The sequence below is a fragment of the Geobacter sp. FeAm09 genome, assembly GCF_008330225.1.
In the GTDB taxonomy this organism is placed as follows: Bacteria; Desulfobacterota; Desulfuromonadia; order Geobacterales; family Pseudopelobacteraceae; genus Oryzomonas.
Genome location: NZ_CP042466.1, coordinates 1,982,871 through 2,001,802 on the forward strand (window position 1 = coordinate 1,982,871; position 18,932 = coordinate 2,001,802).

Below are 18,932 nucleotides of genomic sequence, written 5' to 3' on the forward strand. Positions count from 1 at the left end.
TTTCCCCTGCCCGGAATACAACCCCTTGTAATGTTATGGGTGTGTGCGTCCATCCCGGCTCTGCCGGGACCGGGGCACGCTGACATTTACCGTTTCGTCACGATCGACGGCGTCGAGACGTTCACCGACGCCCCGCAGAACAAAACGGCAAAGATCGTTATCAGGGAGCATGGGGCATCTGCATCCAGAAAGAAGAAGGCAACAAAAAACGAAAAAGTCAGGGATGTTTCCCTCAACGAGATCGTGGAAAAGACCGTCAACGCCTCGATCAGTCCGCGGGAAATGCCGCCGGCAAGCTTTGAACCGCACCTGCCCCCGGTGGGCGGGGTCATAACCTCGGGGGTCGGCATGCGCATCGACCCCATTGACGGGAAACTGCGCCACCACAACGGCATCGACATCGCCATCCCCGAGGGGACCGCCGTCAAGGCGGTTGGCCCCGGGGTCGTCGTCTACAGCGGCCACCGTTCCGGCTATGGGTACACGGTGCTGGTCGAACACGACAACGGCATGGTCACCCTCTACGGCCACAACAGCCGCCTGCTGGTCGCCCAGGGGCAGGCGATCGACACCGATACCACCATCGCGTTCTCCGGCAACACCGGCCGGTCAACGGGTCCCCATCTCCACTTCGAGGCCTGGCAGGCGGGCGTCAACGTCACGCCGGCCTTCATGCCCGGCAGCACCATGCCCCTGCCCAAGACGCACCTGGCGGCGACGAAGCACAGGAGCAGCTTCCGCAAAGAGGTCCTGGCCGACGGTTCGGTCCTCTTTACCAATATCCCCGCCTCGGTCCCCTGATGTACGACCAGATCGGGAAATACAGCCGCAAGCTGATCGCCGACCGCTCGGCACTGCCGGACCGGATCGCCTTTGCCGCCCAGGACGACGCCGTGGTCGCCGTGGGCGACGCCGGGTTGGCCCGCCTGGCGGTCGCCGTTCTCCAGCGGCTCAACTGCCTGGCGCTCTGCGCCGCCGCGCCCGCCCTCCCCTTCGCCGACTTTTTGCTCCGCCGGGCCGAAGACCACGAGCACGAGATCGTACCGCGCGACACCGAAACCCGCACGTTCCTGCATGACATCCCGATCCTGCGCCAGAGTGCTCTCGGCGACGATCCCGCGGAGGCCATCGCCCACGTGCTGGGCAACCGCAAGGGAGCCATCGTCGAAGGCATCGGCATCGTGGCCAGCGGCGCGCTGACCGTCGAACAGGCCTTCATCAACTGGTCGTCCGTGTTCCACTCCACCTTTATCAAATACCTGGAGGACGTGCTGCAGGACGGTTTCAAACTGCCGGGCGAGGCCCAGGCATTTGCACAGTTCCGCACAAAGTGGCTGGCCCGGCTTACGGCGGCGGGATTGCACTTCAGAAGCGGCCCCCTGCGGGACAAGGCCGACATCCTCGACGAGATGGCGCGGGTGGGACGCTACACCGTGGAACGGGGCCTGGTGGATTCGTTTTTCGGCAACATCTCCTATGCCAACGGCGACCTGATCTACATCTCCCAGACCGCTTCCAGCCTGGACGAACTGGAGGGCTGCATCGACCCGGTCCCCTTCGAAAACAGCTCCACCGTGGGCATCACCGCCTCCAGCGAGTTGGTGGCCCATCGCCGCATCTTCGAAACCACCGGTTGCAATGCCATCCTCCACGGCCACCCCCGTTTCGCCGTGGTCATGAGCATGCTCTGCGAGGACCGGGAAAGCTGCGCCATAACCGACTGCTGGAAGGAGTGCCCCAGAGTCAGAATCCTGGGTGGAACGCCGGTGGTGGCGGGCGAGATCGGCGCCGGCGGGATCGCCAAAAACGTCCCGCCGGTCATCGGCGAGCCGGGCCGGGCCATCGTCTACGGCCACGGGGTGTTTACCCTGGGACGGGACGACTTCCAAGAGGCCTTTTGTGCGCTGGTGGATGTGGAGAACTGGTGCCGGGATGAATATTTCCGCAGGTTCGATGAACGGCATGGGGAACCGGCGCCGCACAGGCCGACATCGAAATAGCACGTAACGAATCGCTTTCTTACCTGCCCAGCCGATGCCATTGCTGAAAGTGGGTAAGGCGCTCTACCCCTTCATCCGGGAGAGACCGTAAAAGCATCTTAAGACATTAGTGTAGTGACATTTCCACATATATCCCCAACGGGCCGAAGGGAAACCCATGAGAATGGCGGATTGCGCAATGAAATACGGCTGGTGGCTCCCGTTTCTGGCGGTGAGTGTCGTCATGTTCGGCTGCGCGGGCGGTTCGCAGCAGCAGAAAAGCCCGTGGCCATGGGATTACAACCGACAGGACGGCAGGTATCCGTCCGGGGACCATGTCGCGGTCAGCGGGCCGGTGGCGAGCTTCGGGGACGCACCCAAGGCCGTAAAGCCGGTACCGCCGGAATCCCTTGAAGCGCCGGGTTCCGGCGCCGCGGCGGCCAAGCCATCTCCGCCATCCCCCTCACCGGGCAAGGCGCCCGACCCAAATGCGGCCGGGAACAGGGTAAAAAAGGGCTACGACTTCTCCGTGAACGAGAAGAGGATAACTACGCCGTCGTACCTGCCCGTGGGTTCGGTTCGTGATGCCTACGACATATTCGCTTCCAATCACGGCGACGCCCCGGTGTCCGTCACCATCGGCAGCGACCAGACATCCAGAAACATGACAACGGACAAACCCCTTCCGGTTATCGCGGTCATACCGCCCCATACGGATCAGGTTCTGGTACACGTTTCGGCCAGATTGAAGAATGAAGCCTACCGGTTCGGGTACACCTGTTTGTGGAGCATCGGCGATCACACCGCGCGCCACCAATGCCCCGAACGCTACCGCTTCCCCTTTAGCGACAAGGTGCGGGCGTTCGCCGGCGTGAGCGATCCTGCCGGTTCCACCCCCTATACCCGTTATGCCGTCGCCTTTTCTCTCCCCGCCGGCACCCCCGTGCTTGCCGCACGCAAGGGCACGGTGGTCCAGATCGGCAAAAACGACGACAAGATCGACATACTTCACGACGATGGGACGATTGCGTCCTACAGCCATCTCGGCAGAATCGGCGAGGGTGTGACGGCGGGGAAGAGCGTTGCCGCCGGCGACGCCATCGGTATGCCCGGTGCGGCGGACAATCCGAGTGAGGCGTACCTGCAACTGGCCGTCTGGCATCCGGAACCACGGCTCAATGCCGCCCTCACGGCAAATGGGCAAAATCCGGGTTATGACCTCGTCTCGTTCCCCCTGGAATTCTGCGCCGCAGACTCCGACGGGTGCAGGGTGCTCACCCGGAGCCAATGGCTATCGGGGGACAGGACTGCCGAGGCGAAAAAGCAGAATAAACGCGGAACGCAACCGGCGGTGCGGAAGAGCGAGGGAAACTGAGTGCTGCCTGACGCCGATGTGGCGGGGAACGACCTTGGAGACGATTGGTTGATACGGAAAAACTGGTGCCGGGTTTCCTGTTATCAAATGAAAAACTGCACTTAGAATCCGCTCGAGCGCCCCTGTTTGCGTCATTTTGACACAGCCGGCAGGATACTGGGCCATCCCGGTGGCCTACGACGGCATCCAGCCCCCTCTGCTGCCCTTCCGCAAACACAGCCACGGCACACGCCAGTTCCGGAATTATTACAATAGATTTACATTGCACCTGCCATAACTGCGGTATCCTCTTTCAAAGGTGAACCTTCCCCCCGCAACCCCCTCCTCTGGACCGCCGCAAGGACTTTTCCCATGAACATCCTGCTCGTATACCCCCGCTACCCCGACACCTTCTGGAGTTTCCGCCACGCCCTCAAATTCATCGGCAAAAAGGCCGCTTTCCCGCCCCTGGGCCTCTTGACCGTGGCCGCCATGCTCCCCCCCGTCTGGGACAAGCGCCTCGTGGACCTGAACGTGCAGCCCCTTTCCGACCGGCAACTCCGCTGGGCCGATTATGTCTTCATCAGCGCCATGACGGTGCAGCGACGCTCGGTGGACGACATCCTGGCCCGCTGCCGCCGCTTGGGGATCAAAACCGTGGTGGGCGGGCCGCTCTTCACCGCCGCCCCGGCCGAATTCGACGGGGCGGATCACCTGGTGCTGGGCGAGGCCGAGGTGACCCTGCCCCGTTTCCTCCGCGACCTGGAGCGCGGCCGGGCGCAGCACAGCTATGCCGCCGACCGTTGGGCCGACGTGGGGGAAACGCCGATCCCGCTCTGGAACCTCATCGACCCGGCCCACTACGCCGCCATGAACATCCAGTATTCCCGGGGGTGCCCCTTCGACTGCGAATTCTGCGATATCACCCAACTGTTCGGCCGCCGGCCGCGCACCAAGGGCACGGCCCAACTGACCGCGGAACTGGACGCCCTGTACGCCTGGGGATGGCGCAACGGCATCTTCCTGGTGGACGACAACTTCATCGGCGACAAGCGCAAGCTGAAACGGGAGACCCTGCCGGCCATGCTCGCGTGGATGGAGCAGCACAGGTATCCATTCACCTTTTTCACCGAGGCCTCCATCGACCTGGCGGACGACCCGGAGTTGATGGACCTCATGGTGAAGACCGGCTTCGAGGAGGTGTTCATCGGCATCGAGACGCCGAGCGAGGAATGCTTGAACGAAACCGGCAAGGTGCAGAACAAGAACCGCGACCTCCTGGCGTGCGTCAGGAAGATCCAGCAGGCGGGGCTACAGGTTCAGGGTGGGTTTATCGTGGGGTTCGACAGCGATCAGCCGTCGATCTTCGAGCGCCAGATCCGCTTCATCCAGGAGAGCGGCATCGCCACGGCCATGGTGGGAATGCTCACCGCGTTGCGCGGCACCAGGCTGCACCGGCGGCTTTTCAAAGAGGGGCGGCTCTTGGGAGATACCTCGGGCAACAACACGGCCGTTGCCCTCAACTTTATCCCCCGCATGAAGATGGAAACCCTGGTTGCGGGATACCGGAACATCCTGACCAGCATCTATGCCCCGAAGAACTACTACGGGCGGGTGATCGGCTTTCTCCGCGAGTATCGGCCTCTCAAGCGGGGGAGTTTCCATGTGAAGTCCGGCTATTGCGGCGCATTCTTCAAGGCCATCGTCATGCTGGGGGTGATCGGCAAAGAGCGGCTCCAGTTCTGGAAACTTTTTTTCTGGTCCGTCGTCAGGCGGCCGGGCCTGCTTCCCCTCGCCATCACCTTTGCCATCTATGGCTACCATTTCCGGAAGATCACCGAAAAAATCGACTGGAGCGGCATGTTCGACGCCAGGGGCGTCGGCCCTACCTGAAAAATAATGCCAAAGGCTATCCCACCCAAAGCTCACAAAGGCACAAAGGCAACCTAAAAAGGTAACACCTTAAAATAACAGGATTTTTGTTTACCATTACAAGTATTTTTGGGGGGGTGTTCTCCGTGCCTTTGTGCGCTTGAGCGAACAATAGCGAGCGGGTGAGAAAATTGTTCTTACGCCATGCCGCCGTCCATTTCCCACATGTCACGGTAACGCCGGCTGCGCGCCAGTAGTTCGGTATGGCTGCCCCGCTCGACGATGCGCCCTTCGTCCAAGAGCAGCACCTCGTCCATGGCCTCCAGCCCGATCCGGCTGTGGGTGATCACCAGGAGCGCCCGCCGCTCGGCATAACGGAACAGCCGCTCCAGCAGCGAACGGGCCGCCGAGGCATCGACCCCTTCCGTCGGTTCGTCCAGGAGCAAGATCGGGCTATCCTTGAGGATGGCCCGGGCAATGGCCAGGCGGCGCACCTGGCCGCCGGAGAGTTTTACCCCTCCCTCGCCGGCCGGCGTGTCGTATCCCTCTGCAAAGGTGGCGATCTCGTCGTGAATCCCTGCCATACGGGCCGCCGCGACCAGCATGTCCTCCCCGGCCCCGGGTCGGGCGATCAACAGGTTTTCCCGCAGGGTCGCGTTGAACAAAAACGGTTGCTGGCCGGCCACCGCCATAAGCCGCCGTACATCCTCGCCGCCATACTCCCTGATCTCACGCCCGGCCAGGGTTATGGAGCCGCTGTCGTACTCCCGGAAACGGAGCAGCAGGGCCAGCAGGGTGCTCTTGCCGGCACCGCTGGCCCCCACCAGGGCCACCTTGCGGCCCGGCGCCAGGTCAAGATCGATCCCCGCCAGGGCCGCGGCCCCGTCGTCGTAGCAGAACCCCACCCCCCGCAGGCTGATATGGGCCGTCGCAGGCAGCGGTGCCGGTTCGCGGGGTTCCCTGACCGCCGGGGTCCCGTCCGCCAGGGTGAAGATGCGCCGTGCCGCCGCCAGGGTCTGCCCCAGGAGCCGGAACGCGGGGGGCAACGGCAGGACCGCCTCGAAAGCGGCCTGACAGAAGAGTGCCAGCATGACCATCTGCGGCCCGCTCAAAGCCCCGGCGCGCACCAGGGGGATGGAAATCACCAGCGCCAGCCAGAGGGCCAGGCCGGAGCAGAGCCCCACCCCGCCGGCGGAGATACCCGCCAGCCCGGCCAGACGGGCCTGATCGGCCAGCAGACGCCGGTTCAGTTCCTCCACCCGCTCCTTTTGCCGTTCTGCCCCACCGCAGGCCAGAAGTTCCTCCATCCCCCGCAGGCCGTCCACCACGGCGGTGCGCAGCTCGGACGCCGTCCGGGTCGCCCGTGCCCCCGGCGTGCGGCCCGCAAGGTAGACCGCCAGGGGAAGGAACACGCCGGACAGCGCCAAGAGCCCCGCGGTCGCCAGGGCCACGGCGCCGCTGAACCACCACAGGAACAGGACCAACGCCAGGCAGCCGCCCAGGGCGGTCAGCACCGGCGCCAAAAGCCGCAGGTAAAAGGTGTCCAGGCTGTCGATGTCGGCCCGGATGCGGCTCAGGAGGTCGCCGCTGGCGTACCCCTCCAGCCGGGCCGGGGCCAGCGGCTCCATGCGCCGGTAGATCCAGACCCTGAGCCCCGCCAAAAGCCGCAGGGAGGCCTGGTGCCCCACCACCCGCTCGGCGTAGCGCCCCAGGGTGCGCAGTATGGCCAGGGCGCGGATGCCGGCCGCGGGATAGTGGTAGTTGATGGGGATGCCGCCGATCCCGGCCAGGGCCATGGCGGCGATGAACCACCCCGAGAGGGCCAAAAGCCCCACGTTGGCCAAAAGCGTCGCCAGCGAAAGCCCAAGGGCGGCCAGGAGCCAGGCGCGATAGGGCCACGCCAGTTTCAAGAGGCGCAGGAGGTCCCTCATGCTTCCTCCCCCGCGGCGGTCATGCGGGCGAACAGCCCGCCGGCCCGGCTCAGATCGTCACGGCTCCCCTGTTCCACAATCCTCCCCCGGTTCATGACCACGATCCGGTCGGCATCCTCCAGGGCAGCCAGGCGATGGGCGATGGCGAGCACGGTCCGGCCCCGGGCCAGTTCCTTGAGCGCCTCGCGGACCAGTGCCTCCGAATGGGCGTCCAGCCCGGCGGTCGGTTCATCGGTGACGATCAGGGGCGCGTCCTTGAGGAACACCCGCGCCAGGGCGATGCGCCGCGCCTGGCCGCCGGACAGCCCTGCCCCCTGTTCGCCGATGACCGTATCCACCCCTTGGGGGAGACGGGCGATGAACTCTTCGCAACGGGCCAGGGCGGCGGCCCGGGCCACCTCGGCGGCGGTGGCGTCCCGACGCCCCAGGCGGATGTTGTCGCCCACGGTGCCGTGAAAGAGATGCGGCCGTTGGGGAACCCAGGCCACCAGGCGCCGCCATTCTTCGGGATCGCACTGCGCCAGGTCCGCGCCGTTCACCAGCACCCGCCCCCGTTCCGGCAGGGCAAAGCCCAGAAGCAGCGCCGCCAGGGTGCTTTTCCCCGCGCCGCTCGGCCCCACGAGGGCGACCCGTTCCCCCGGCGCCAGGGTGAGCGTGACCCCATCGATGACCGGGGCGGTATCGGGTGTATAGCGGAAACTGATATCCTCGAAGGAAATCCTGAGGGAGGATGCGGCGGGCAGCGGGCGGGGCGACGCAGGGCGGGGGGCGGCCGGGGTATCCAGCAGGCTGAAGATGCGCTCGGCGGCGCCGATGGCCTCCATGCGGGCATGGTAGTACGTCCCCATCAGCCGCAGCGGCAGGTAGAATTCGGGCGCCAGAAGCAGGACGGTGAAACCGTCCTGGAAAGCCATGCCCCCCTTCATGAGCCGAAAGCCGATGACCACCGCCATCAAGGCCACGCTGACCGTGGCGAAAAACTCCAGGACCAGGGCCGAGAGGAAGGCGACGTAGAGCACCGACATGGTGGCCCGGCGGTAGTCGTCCGAGATGCGGGCGATCAACTCCGCTTCACGCCGGGAGGCGTTGAACATGCGCAGGGTGGCCAGGCCGTTCACCCGGTCGAGGAAATACCCCCCCAGGCGGGCCAGGGTTTGCCACTGGCGCTGGTTGAGGCGCTCGGCGCCCCGGCCGATGAGAATGGAGAAAAAAGGGATAAAGGGGGCGGTGAACAGCATGATGCCGGCCGAAATCCAGTCGGCCGGGGCGACCGCCGCCAGGATGGCGAGCGGCACCAGGGCCATCACGGCCAGATGGGGCAGGTAACGGCTGTAGTACCCGTCCAGCGCCTCCACCCCGTCCACGATCACCGTGGCCACCTCGCCGGCCCGGTCTCCCTTGAGCCGCAGGGGCCCGGCATCCAGCAAGCGCCGGAAGAGATCGTTGCGCACCTCGTGGCGGATGGCGGCCGAAGCGGCAAAGGCGACCCGCTCCGAGGCCCAGGAAAGAGCGGCCCGCGCCATCATAAGGGGCGGCAGCCACGATAGCTGCGGCAGTACCTCCCGGAACCCGGCGCCGTCGATCATGACCCGCTGTACCAGTTGGGCCACGATCAGGGCCTGGGCGATCAGCACGAAGCCGCCCGCCACGCCCAGCCCCACGGCCAGGAATAGGGTCGGTTTTACACGATTTTTGAGGAACTTGAGGCGCTGTTCGGGAGTCGGTATTTCCGGGGTGTCCACGCTCACGGGAGTCGGGCTACGCCGGGACGCCGCGCCGGCGCGCCGCCTCGAACAGGGCGATGCCGCCGGCCACCGAGGCGTTCAGGGAGGATACGCCGCCATAGAGCGGGATCGACAGGACCACGTCGCACTGTTTGCGCACCAGGGGACGGATTCCTTCGCCTTCGTTGCCCACCAGGAGGACGACCTTGCCGGAAAAGTCCACGTCGTAGAGCGATTGTCCCGCCTCGCCGGCCAGGCCGTAGATCCAGTAGCCGCCATCCTTGAGCAGTTGGAGGGTTTGGGCCACGTTGGTCACCAGGGCCACCGGGATGGTCTCCACCGCGCCGGCCGAGGCCTTTTCCACGGTGGGGGTCACGCCCGCGGCGCGGTCCTTGGGGATGATGACGCCGTCACAGCCGGCGCAGGCCGCGGTGCGGATCAGCGCCCCCAGGTTGTGGGGGTCCTGGATGCCGTCCAGCACCAATAGAAAGCCACCCTGGCCCGCCTCGTCGATGCGGGCCACGAGGTCATCCAGGTCGGCATAGCTGAAGGGTTCCACCATGAGCGCCACCCCCTGGTGATGGCTGGAGGCACACAGCTTGGTCAGATCGTCGCGCTCGCGCCGGCGGATCGGGACGCCCCGTTCCTCGGCCAGCTTGAGAATCTTCTCCAGACGATGGTCGGTGGCGGAGGACTGGACGTACAACTCGAAAGCCCCACGCACACCGCGCAGCGCTTCCCGAACCGGATTGACGCCGAAAACCAATTCCCCTTTCATGGGCACCCCTCCGCGATCTCGTCCACGATCAGGCGAGCAGCGGCCACCGGGTCGGACGCCTTGGCGATGGGGCGGCCGATCACCAGGTAATCGGCCCCGGAGGCGACCGCCTCGGCCGGGGTCATGACGCGTTTCTGGTCGTCCAGGGAGGCGAACGAGGGGCGGACGCCGGGGGTGACGATCAGGAAATCCGGGCCACAGGCCGCGCGGATCGGCTCTATCTCCAAGGGGGAGGCGACCACGCCGTCCATGCCGGCATCCTTGGCCAGGCGGGCCAGGCGGACGACCATCTCCTCTACAGGCCGCTCGATCCCCACCCCGCGCAGGGTTTCCGCCGTGGACGAAGTCAGGACGGTCACGGCCAACAGGCGGGGCCGTTCGTCGCCGAACTCCGTGCGCACCGCGGCGGCGGCCGTCGCCATCATCTCCTCGCCCCCCAGGGCGTGCAGGTTGGCCAACTGCACCCCGAGCCGGGCCGCCTCGACCATGGCCCTGGCCACGGTGTTGGGGATATCGTGGTACTTGAGGTCGAGAAAGACCCGGCCGCCGCGACGCTGCACGGTCCGCACCGCCTCGGGGCCGCAGGAGGTGAACAGTTCCTTGCCGACCTTGAACATCCCCACGTGGCCGGCCAGGTGCGCCGCCCAGCGATCGATGTCGGCCAGGCCGTGCACATCCAGGGCAAAGATGATTTTATCGCGTGCTTGTTCAGATAACATAATTACCTTTCTCAATCTGCCACAGTAGGTACAGACAGATCGATTCTCTCACTCGCTCGACTCACGTTCGCTCAAGCTCACAGAGGCACAAAGAACATCAGGAGCAAGGCAGACAAACTCAACGACGTGTGGTTGATTGTTTTATCCAAAGTTTTTTTGTTTTTCCCAGCAAATCTTTGTGTTTGTTGGCTTTTATGATTCTCTCCGTGCCTCTGTGAGCTTTGTGAGAGATAGTTTTTGACGGTATTTTTCTACAGCAGGTTTGCCGCCAGTTCCGCCAGTTCCGAACGTTCCCCCTTGGTCAGGGTCACGTGGGCGGCGATCTTCTCCCCCTTGAACCGCTCCACCAGAAAGCTCAGGCCGTTGCTGGACGAATCCACGTAGGGGTTGTCGATCTGGTAGGGGTCGCCGGTCAGGATGATCTTGGTCCCCTCCCCCACCCGGGTGACGATGGTCTTGATCTCATGGGGAGTCAGGTTCTGGGCCTCGTCCACGATCAGGTACTGGTTGGGGATGGAACGGCCGCGAATGTAGGTCAGGGGTTCGATGTCCAGAAGCCCCATGGCCATCAGCTCCTTGTACCCCTTGCTGTGGCGCTTCTCCGACTCGTGGCCCGAGATGAGCAGTTCCACGTTGTCGAAGATCGGCTGCATCCAGGGGGTCAGCTTTTCCTCGATGTCGCCCGGCAGGAATCCCAGGTCCTTGCCCATGGGGAATACGGGGCGGGAGACCAGCAGGCGGTTGTAGACGTTCTCCTCCGCGGTCTTGTGCAGGCCAGCGGCGATGGCCAGAAGCGTCTTGCCGGTGCCCGCCTTGCCCACCAGGGTCACCAGCTTGATGGAATCGTCCATCAGCACGTCCAGGGCAAAGGACTGTTCCCGGTTGCGGGCGAAGATGCTCCAGATCCCCTCCTTGGGGACCTTGCGTACCGGGACGATGTGCCCGCTGTCCGCGTCGTAGCGGCAGATGGCGCTATGAGAGGGATTGGTGCTGTCCGTGATGGTGATGAATTCGTTGGGAGCGAGCCCTTCCGGCGCCTCCAGCCAGTTCTGGCCGTAGAACCGGTCCACGGCGTCGGGGGCCATTTCGATGCTGCGGGTCCCGGAATAGAGATCCTGAATGTCGATCTTGTCCGATTCGTAATCCTCGGCGGCCAGGCCGATGGCATCGGCCTTGATGCGCAGGTTGGTGTCCTTGGTGACGAAGATGAGCTCGGTGTCGGGAAAGCGGTCGCGCATATCCAGGGCAACCGCCAGGATGCGGTTGTCGCCGCTGTCCACCCGCAAATCCACCGGCAACCGTTTGAGGTAGCTTTCGCTGAACAGTTCGACCCGCAGGGTACCCTGGCCCGGGAGCGTAACGCCGGCCGCCAGCGAGCCCTTTTCCCGCATGGTGTCGAGGATGCGCGAGATCTGGCGGGCATTGCGCCCGGTTTCGTTCATGTCCTTCTTGAAGCGGTCAACCTCTTCGATAACGGTTATGGGGATGATGATGTTGTTGTCCTGAAATTTGAACAGGGATTGGGGATCATGCAACAGAACGTTGGTGTCGAGGATGAAGTTTTTCACGGAAGGCCTTTCTGTCGGGAGGATAACGACCAAACCTGCATAATTTTGCCACAGAGTCACGGAGGGGTCGAAGAGATTGATTCACCGGCTGGGCATCGGGAGAGATGCATCTATTCGTCGATCGGACCTTCCTCGTCTTCTCGAGTTTTTTCTCCGTGACTCTGCGGCCCTGTGGCAGATTACCTGAATTGTATGTTCCTATTTTTCAGAGCAGCATTCTACAACGGCATCGCAGAAAATAGCAATCTCTTCGCCCGTGGAGAACCAGCCCGGGCTCATGCGCAGGGTGCCGCCGGGGAAGCTGCCCAGGGTGCGGTGGGCCTGGGGGGCGCAGTGCAGCCCGGCGCGCACGGCGATGTCGTAATTGTGGTCCAGCATGAATGCCAGGGCAGCAGGGTCGGTTCCCGCCACGGTGAAGGAGAGCACGCCGCCGCGCAGGGCCGGGTCGGACGGGCCGTAGAGCGTGACCTGCGGCAGTTCGGCCAAACGCTCTGCGGCTGCTGCGGCCAATTGGCGCTCTTTGTTCCCGATGGCGGCAACGCCCTGTTCCAGGACGAACTCCACCCCGGCCTTGAGTCCGGCGATGCCGGGCAGGTTGTGGGTGCCCGCCTCGAAGCCGTCCGGCAGGGTCAGGGGTTGTTCCTCGGCAGTGGAACTGGTGCCGGTACCCCCTTGGAGCAGTGGTTTCAGTTGGACGGCCGGGGAGACGTAGAGGAACCCGGTTCCCTGGGGGCCGTAGAGCCCCTTGTGCCCCGGCGCGGCCAGAAGGTCGATGCCGGTCCTGATCACGTCAATCGGCTCGCTGCCCGCCGACTGGGCCGCATCCACCAGGAACAGCGCGCCGGCCTCCCGGGCGATCGCCCCCATGCGGTCGATGGCCTGGATCGTGCCGCACACGTTGGAGATATGGGCCAGCGCGATCATACAGGTAGCGGGGCGCAGGGCGCGCCTGACATCGTCCGGATCCACCATACCGGCAGCGTCGCCCCGAACCACGGTCACCTCCACCCCGGATGAGCGCAAGGCGGCCAGGGGGCGGATCAGGGAGTTGTGCTCCATGGAGGTGGTGACCACATGGTCGCCCGGGACGAGGACGCCGCGCAGCGCCAGATTGAGCGCCTCGGTGGTGCTGTGGGTCATGATGACCCGCGAAGAGTCGGGGATGGCGAACAGGGTGGCGATGGCTTCACGGGCCTGAAGCAAGAGACGCCCGGCCTCCAGGGAGCGCCCATAGCCCCCGCGTCCCGGTGATGCGCCGATCTCGCGCATGGCGTGCATGACCGCCTGGTACACGGATTCCGGCTTGGGATGGGATGTTGCCGCGTTATCGAGATAGATGGACATGGGATGGCTATGTTTCACGGTAGAATGGGCGGCTGGCTGGAAAGCCAGGGAAATACCTGTACCGCGCCGGAGCGCGGTTCGCGTGAAGCATCGAATATTTTTGAGGAAATGCTCTTTTCATCGTCAAAGCCCCACCAATTCTGCACGGCGGCAATCTCTTCCCGCCCGGCGTTGTAGAGGTTGAAGCCGCCGTTGCCGCGGAAAGCGCATCCCCACACCGTCGCCCGGCCGTCCTCGGTCCGCAGGGCGTCGTGGTCGTTGTCGGCGAAAAGAGACCGCTGGATCTTCATGCGGGTGGAGGCGAGCTGCAGGGCCGTCCCCTTGTTGAGCATGAAGCGCGTCATGAAGATCTGCCCCTCCCCTCCCGTTACCATGGCACCGGCACCGTTGGAGGAGATGGTGCTGGAGTTTATCCTGAGGCGGCATTCATCGGCCCGCATCCCAAACTGGCCGTTGTCCGTGACGCTGGCGGAGGCCAGAACGACCGACGAGCGGGACAGGGACATGCCCTGGCGGTTCGTGCTGACGCTGCTGTCGCGCAGTTCGAATTCAGCGTCATGAACCTCGGCGCCTGTTTCGCAGGCGGAGAAGCTCGACGCCTCGACGGTGGCGATGCTGTCGCGCAGCGACAAACCGGTTTTGGAGAGGGTGACGCGCGCCGACTTGGCGGTAAAGGCCGAAAAATGGGCCTCAAGCCCCGTTTCCGCGCCTTCGATGGCGGTATGTTCGAACTGGTTGCGCTTTTCGGTCGCCAGCAGCAGGATGCCGCCCCAGTCCCCCTTGACCGGGGTGGGGGCGTCCGAAGAAAACAGGATCGGATGTTCGGCCGTGCCGACACTCTGAATACGGCCCATGACGATCAGGCGGGCCTTGCGGAGTCCGCCGCCACGGATAAAGCGCACCGTGGTCCCCGGTTCGATGCGAAGCGTGGCCTGGGGGGCAACCACCAAAGCCCCGCTGACCTGCACGGTTCCACGCCAGGTGACGTCTTCGGTGAGGGTCGCGTGATCATAACGCATATCGGGGCGTTTCTGGAGGGATGAAGCGGGGCCGTCAAAGGCATGGGATGCCGCCGGGCGGGCCGCCTCGAGGGGGACGCCACCCCGGAGCCAGGCAGATATGGCGCTTCTGGTGAGCGGGGCTTCTTCACTCGCGGCACAGGTATTCCGGCACACCACCAGAGACAGGATTATGAGGCAGAAGCCGACGTACCTGAAAACAAGGTTCTTCACACGGTGCTCCATTCGATAATGTCCTAGGTTCTACCATATTTGCAGGGCGCCTGTAAATTTTTTGTTCTTTTCGGCACGTTAGATTGGCCGGAAATATTATATTGACTTGTCATATATGTTGTGGTTTTATTTCGAGCGTTCCACCAAATATTGTGGTTTTGCGCGAGTAATTCATTCTACCCCCAATTCCTCAAAATAACTCGATTTTTTCACGCCACAAGGAGAACCGCCCATGAAAAAGGAACCCTCACACGACGCCATCCCCGACCTTTCCAAAAACGCCGCAACCGTCCTCGAAAAGCGCTATTTGCGGCGCGATACCGAGGGCAAGGTGCTGGAGACGCCGGCGGACATGTTCCACCGCGTCGCCGATACCATTGCGGCTCCCGATAAAAAGTTCGACAAAAAGGCCGACCTCAAAGGTTTGGCCGACACGTTTTACCGCATGATGACCAACTTCGAATTCCTTCCCAACTCCCCCACCCTGATGAACGCCGGGCGCCAACTGGGGCAGCTCTCGGCCTGTTTCGTCCTGCCGGTGGGCGATTCCATGGAAGAAATCTTCGACGCCGTCAAATTCACCGCCCTGATCCACAAGTCCGGCGGCGGCACCGGTTTTTCCTTCTCGCGCCTGCGCCCGGCCAACGACGTGGTCAGCTCGACCACCGGCATCTCCAGCGGCCCGCTCTCCTTCATGCGGGTGTTCGACATCGCCACGGAAACCATCAAGCAGGGCGGCACCCGCCGCGGCGCCAACATGGGCATCCTGCGGGTCGATCACCCCAACATCATGGATTTCATCATGTGCAAGGCCGACCAGAAGCAGCTCAACAACTTCAACATCTCGGTCGGTTTGACCGAGAAATTCATGCAGGCCGTGGAGCGGGACGAGGAGTATGACCTGATCAATCCCCGCGACCAGAAGGTCTTTGGCCGTCAGAACGCCCGCAAGGTCTTCCATCGCATCGTGGTGCAGGCCTGGGAAAACGGCGAGCCGGGCATCATCTTCCTGGACCGCCTCAACCGCGACAACCCGACCCCCCACATCGGCGAGATCGAATCCACCAACCCCTGCGGCGAACAGCCGCTGCTGCCCTACGAATCCTGCAACCTGGGCTCCATCAACCTGGGAAAATTCGTCAAGGACGGCACCGTTGACTGGAAACGGCTGAAAACCGTCGTGCACGACTCGGTCCACTTCCTGGACAACGTCATCGAGGCCAACAACTACCCCCTCCAGCAGATCCACGACATGACCCACGGCAACCGCAAGATCGGCCTGGGGGTCATGGGATGGGCCGACATGCTGATCATGCTGGCAGTTCCCTACAACTCCGAAGAGGCGGTCAAGCTGGGCAAAAAGGTGATGAAGTTCATCAACGACGAAGGGCATCTGGCATCCCAGGAGTTGGGCAAGCAGCGCGGCTCCTTCCCCAACTTTACGGGCTCCATCTTCGACAAAAAGGGTGCAACGCCCATGCGCAACGCCACGGTCACCACCATTGCGCCCACCGGCACCATCTCGATCATATCCAACGCCTCCTCCGGCGTGGAGCCGCTCTTTGCCGTTTCCTACATCCGTACCGTCATGGACAAGAACGTGCTGGTGGAGGTCAACCCGATGTTCGAGCAGATTGCCAAGGAACGTGGTTTCTATTCCGAAGCGCTGATGAAGAAGATCGCCGAGCACGGCACCGTCCACGACATTCCCGAGGTACCGGAGGACGTGCGCCGGGTATTCGTCACCGCCCACGACATCACCCCCGAAGACCATATTCAGATGCAGGCCGCCTTCCAGCTCTACACCGACAACGCGGTCTCCAAGACGGTCAACTTCCCCAATTCGGCCACCATGGACGATGTGGAAAAGGCCTACATGCTGGCCTACGAAACCGGCTGCAAAGGCGTCACCATCTATCGTGACGGTTCCCGCGACGAGCAGGTGCTCTCCACCGGCAAGAAAGAGGAACAACAGGCCGCCGTGGCCGCCACGCCGGTGGAAGACGAGAAGAAGGCCATCAAGCGCGACCGTCCCAAGGCGCTCAAGGGGTGGACCTACCAGATGCAGACCGGCTGCGGCCCGCTCTACGTCACCGTCAACGAGGACAACACCGGCCTGTTCGAACTCTTCACCACCATGGGCAAGGCCGGCGGCTGCGCCGCATCCCAGAGCGAGGCCATCGGCCGCATGGTGTCCCTGGCATGGCGCAGCGGCGTCCAGGCCCGCCAGGTCATCAAGCAGCTTCTGGGGATTTCCTGCCACTGCCCCTCGGGCTTCGGCGACAACCGCATCCTCTCCTGCGCCGATGCCGTGGCCAAGGCTATCCAGGCCCACATGGTGGCCAACGGCTACGACATCAACGCCGAAACCGCCACCCTTGACCGGGGCGCCTGCCCCGATTGCGGCGGCATCATCGAACACGAGGGGGGCTGCTGCGTCTGCCGCGTCTGCGGCTATTCGGAGTGCGCGTAACCGTTTTTGCTTGTACGTCCCCCTTTGACAAAGGGGGACTTGGCTGTTGACACAAACCGGCGCTGCGGAATTTTCCGGGCGCCGGTTTGCATTACGGCTTTCTGTCGATCCACGTAATCGTCCTTGCAACTTTCGGTTATTCGGGTAAAATACCGACAACTTACCACTATGCTTCATCAGAAGGATGCTCCAATGGCGCAGGTTACGCCGTTCGACGACAAAATTATCAGCTTCATGCACCGTCACGGCGCTGAAAAGATTGGCGTATTCGGTTCCTACGCCCGTAACGAGGCACGGGCGGACAGTGACCTGGATCTTATGGTCTGGTTCAAGGAGCAAAAAAGTCTTCTCGGGATGATTCGCATCGAACGAGAACTGTCCGAACTGCTGGGCGTCAAGATTGACCTGTTGACCGAACAGGCTGTCAGCCCCTATCTGATTGACCGTATACGCCGAGAACTCAAGGTGATTTCCTGATGGTACGGGACGATCAGGTATACCTTGCCCATATCAAGGACGCCTTGCAGCAGATTTCCACGTACACTGACGGCATGGATACCGACGCTTTTCTTGCCAACCGCATGGTGCAGGATGCCGTGATCAGGCAGCTTGAGATTGTCGGCGAGGCAACCAAAAAACTGTCGGAAAGTTTCAGGAGACGTTTCCCCTTCATCCCCTGGAAAGATCTTGCCGGCTTTCGGGACAAGCTGATTCATCAATATTTTGGGGTAGACCTGACAACGGTGTGGCAATCGGTCGTCGATGATGTACCTACTTTGCTGGATGAATTGAAAAGAATTGATATGTCGGCATGATGCGCCCGCTTTGGCGGAACGGTAAAAACAACCGGCGCTGCGGATTATTCCGGGCGCCGGTTTGCGTTTGTGACTACAGATGACCAAGGTTAAAATCTACGAAGAAAGATCAACAGGAAAGGCTGTGAAGACGATGTTTTTTTTCGATTCAACCAGAAAAGAACGCCTACTCGGCATATCCCTTTGACATCCAAGAGAACGTCACACCATGCCCAAGGAACTGACCCACTGGATGCTGGCCGAACAATCCCTGGCCGGGCTGGACCACACGAGCCGCCTTGCCGCTCTTATCCGTGAAAACCGGGACCTGTACCTGGCCGGGGCGGTCCTGCCCGACACGCTGCTACACCTGGTTGCCGGGCCCCATGGCCCGACCGCCCTGGGGCTGGCCCACCGTTTCCATGACAGCCTCGGCAACAGCTACGGGCCGCTCATCCGGGCCGAGGAGGCATACGGCCCTGGGGGACTTCCGGCGGGGTTGTCCGCCTGTCTGCTGGGGGTACTCTCCCACATGCAGGCCGATATCGTCTTTCACCCTTTCGTCTATGCCCACAGCGGCGTGGGAGACATGGGCCGCCACTACCGGGTGGAGACCGCCCTGGATTGCCATTTTTCCCGCCGGGGCGTCGTTTTCCCCACACAGCGGTTGGACAGCCTCATGACACCCGCCGTCCGGGCCGAACTGGTCACGGCCAGCGCCCTGCTGTTCGATCCCGAAGGACAACTGCCGCGCCGGGTGCTGGAACAGGCCCTGGGCCTCCACTGCCGCATCCAGGCCATGTACGACAGCACCTTCTGGAAGCTGGTCACCCGCCTGCTGGCCTGCCTGCCGGTTCCCCTGCTCCGGCATGCCCGCCACCTGTTCTACCCCCTGACCCGGTCCGGGGACGATCCCGCCGAACTGCTCGGCACCTGGCGTCATCCGGTTACGGGCGAAGCGAGAACCGAAACACCCGACGACTTGGCAAAGGAGGTGGTGCGGCGTACCGTGGCCCTGTTCGAACGGATTGACGCCGCAGGAGGCCTGAAAGACGCCCTCGCCGCTTTGCCGGGAGAAAACCTGCTGACCGGCCTCCACGGCGTCGGCCAGCAGGAGATGGAACGGCGTCTGCCGTAAGAGATTGTTTCCCCTTGCCGCCAACC

Annotated in this window: 15 protein-coding genes; 8 read left to right on the plus strand and 7 right to left on the minus strand. The window is 63.2% G+C overall.

Translation table 11 applies throughout. The annotated features are described in order from the left end of the window. Positions 1 to 30: 30 nt before the first annotated feature. The 4 genes from FO488_RS19410 to FO488_RS09395 all read left to right on the plus strand — a co-directional run bounded on the left by FO488_RS19410 (position 31) and on the right by FO488_RS09395 (position 5,226). Positions 31 to 801, plus strand: coding sequence for a M23 family metallopeptidase (locus FO488_RS19410; protein ID WP_240732235.1), 771 nt, complete (start codon positions 31 to 33; stop codon positions 799 to 801). Then, positions 801 to 2,000 carry a class II aldolase/adducin family protein gene (locus FO488_RS09385; RefSeq protein WP_149210322.1) on the plus strand — a complete coding sequence of 400 codons (1,200 nt, stop codon included), beginning with the start codon at positions 801 to 803 and terminating at the stop codon, positions 1,998 to 2,000. Before FO488_RS19410 ends, FO488_RS09385 begins: the two co-directional genes overlap by 1 nt. A gap of 163 nt (positions 2,001 to 2,163) precedes the next feature. Next, positions 2,164 to 3,354: a M23 family metallopeptidase gene (locus FO488_RS09390; protein ID WP_168205959.1), complete on the plus strand. Its 1,191-nt coding sequence runs from the start codon at positions 2,164 to 2,166 to the stop codon at positions 3,352 to 3,354. 351 nt (positions 3,355 to 3,705) lie between these two features. Next, positions 3,706 to 5,226 carry a B12-binding domain-containing radical SAM protein gene (locus FO488_RS09395; RefSeq protein WP_149210324.1) on the plus strand — a complete coding sequence of 507 codons (1,521 nt, stop codon included), beginning with the start codon at positions 3,706 to 3,708 and terminating at the stop codon, positions 5,224 to 5,226. Positions 5,227 to 5,402: 176 nt separating this feature from the next. Here the strand turns inward: FO488_RS09395 and cydC are convergent, their stop codons facing one another. The 7 genes from cydC to FO488_RS09430 all read right to left on the minus strand — a co-directional run bounded on the left by cydC (position 5,403) and on the right by FO488_RS09430 (position 14,501). Continuing rightward, positions 5,403 to 7,136, minus strand: coding sequence for a thiol reductant ABC exporter subunit CydC (cydC, locus tag FO488_RS09400; protein ID WP_149210325.1), 1,734 nt, complete (start codon positions 7,134 to 7,136; stop codon positions 5,403 to 5,405). Next, positions 7,133 to 8,884 carry a thiol reductant ABC exporter subunit CydD gene (cydD, locus tag FO488_RS09405; protein WP_205743391.1) on the minus strand — a complete coding sequence of 584 codons (1,752 nt, stop codon included), beginning with the start codon at positions 8,882 to 8,884 and terminating at the stop codon, positions 7,133 to 7,135. The genes cydC and cydD overlap by 4 nt, the downstream gene beginning before the upstream one ends. Positions 8,885 to 8,894: 10 nt before the next feature. Further along, positions 8,895 to 9,638, minus strand: a complete 744-nt coding sequence (gene rlmB, locus FO488_RS09410) for a 23S rRNA (guanosine(2251)-2'-O)-methyltransferase RlmB (RefSeq protein ID WP_149210326.1) — start codon at positions 9,636 to 9,638, stop codon at positions 8,895 to 8,897. Beyond that, entirely contained in the window at positions 9,635 to 10,357 is a 723-nt protein-coding gene (gene pyrF / locus FO488_RS09415; protein ID WP_149210327.1) for an orotidine-5'-phosphate decarboxylase, read from the minus strand. The genes rlmB and pyrF overlap by 4 nt, the downstream gene beginning before the upstream one ends. Positions 10,358 to 10,608: 251 nt before the next feature. Then, entirely contained in the window at positions 10,609 to 11,925 is a 1,317-nt protein-coding gene (locus FO488_RS09420; RefSeq protein WP_149210328.1) for a PhoH family protein, read from the minus strand. Between the two features lie 198 nt (positions 11,926 to 12,123). Next, positions 12,124 to 13,269 carry an aminotransferase class V-fold PLP-dependent enzyme gene (locus FO488_RS09425; protein WP_149210329.1) on the minus strand — a complete coding sequence of 382 codons (1,146 nt, stop codon included), beginning with the start codon at positions 13,267 to 13,269 and terminating at the stop codon, positions 12,124 to 12,126. A 14-nt stretch (positions 13,270 to 13,283) separates the two neighbouring features. Further along, positions 13,284 to 14,501, minus strand: coding sequence for a right-handed parallel beta-helix repeat-containing protein (locus FO488_RS09430; RefSeq protein WP_168205960.1), 1,218 nt, complete (start codon positions 14,499 to 14,501; stop codon positions 13,284 to 13,286). 232 nt (positions 14,502 to 14,733) lie between these two features. Between FO488_RS09430 and FO488_RS09435 the strand changes: the two genes are divergently transcribed. The 4 genes from FO488_RS09435 to FO488_RS09450 all read left to right on the plus strand — a co-directional run bounded on the left by FO488_RS09435 (position 14,734) and on the right by FO488_RS09450 (position 18,906). Next, the gene (locus FO488_RS09435; protein ID WP_149210331.1) at positions 14,734 to 16,974 is read left to right on the plus strand and encodes a vitamin B12-dependent ribonucleotide reductase; all 2,241 of its coding nucleotides are present in this window, start codon (positions 14,734 to 14,736) and stop codon (positions 16,972 to 16,974) included. Positions 16,975 to 17,166: 192 nt separating this feature from the next. Beyond that, positions 17,167 to 17,451 carry a nucleotidyltransferase family protein gene (locus FO488_RS09440; protein ID WP_149210332.1) on the plus strand — a complete coding sequence of 95 codons (285 nt, stop codon included), beginning with the start codon at positions 17,167 to 17,169 and terminating at the stop codon, positions 17,449 to 17,451. After that, complete coding sequence (locus FO488_RS09445) at positions 17,451 to 17,789, plus strand: DUF86 domain-containing protein (protein WP_149210333.1); 339 nt, start codon at positions 17,451 to 17,453, stop codon at positions 17,787 to 17,789. Before FO488_RS09440 ends, FO488_RS09445 begins: the two co-directional genes overlap by 1 nt. A gap of 208 nt (positions 17,790 to 17,997) precedes the next feature. Continuing rightward, on the plus strand, positions 17,998 to 18,906 hold the full coding sequence (locus FO488_RS09450; protein ID WP_149210334.1) for a zinc dependent phospholipase C family protein: 909 nt from the start codon (positions 17,998 to 18,000) through the stop codon (positions 18,904 to 18,906). Positions 18,907 to 18,932: the final 26 nt, after the last annotated feature.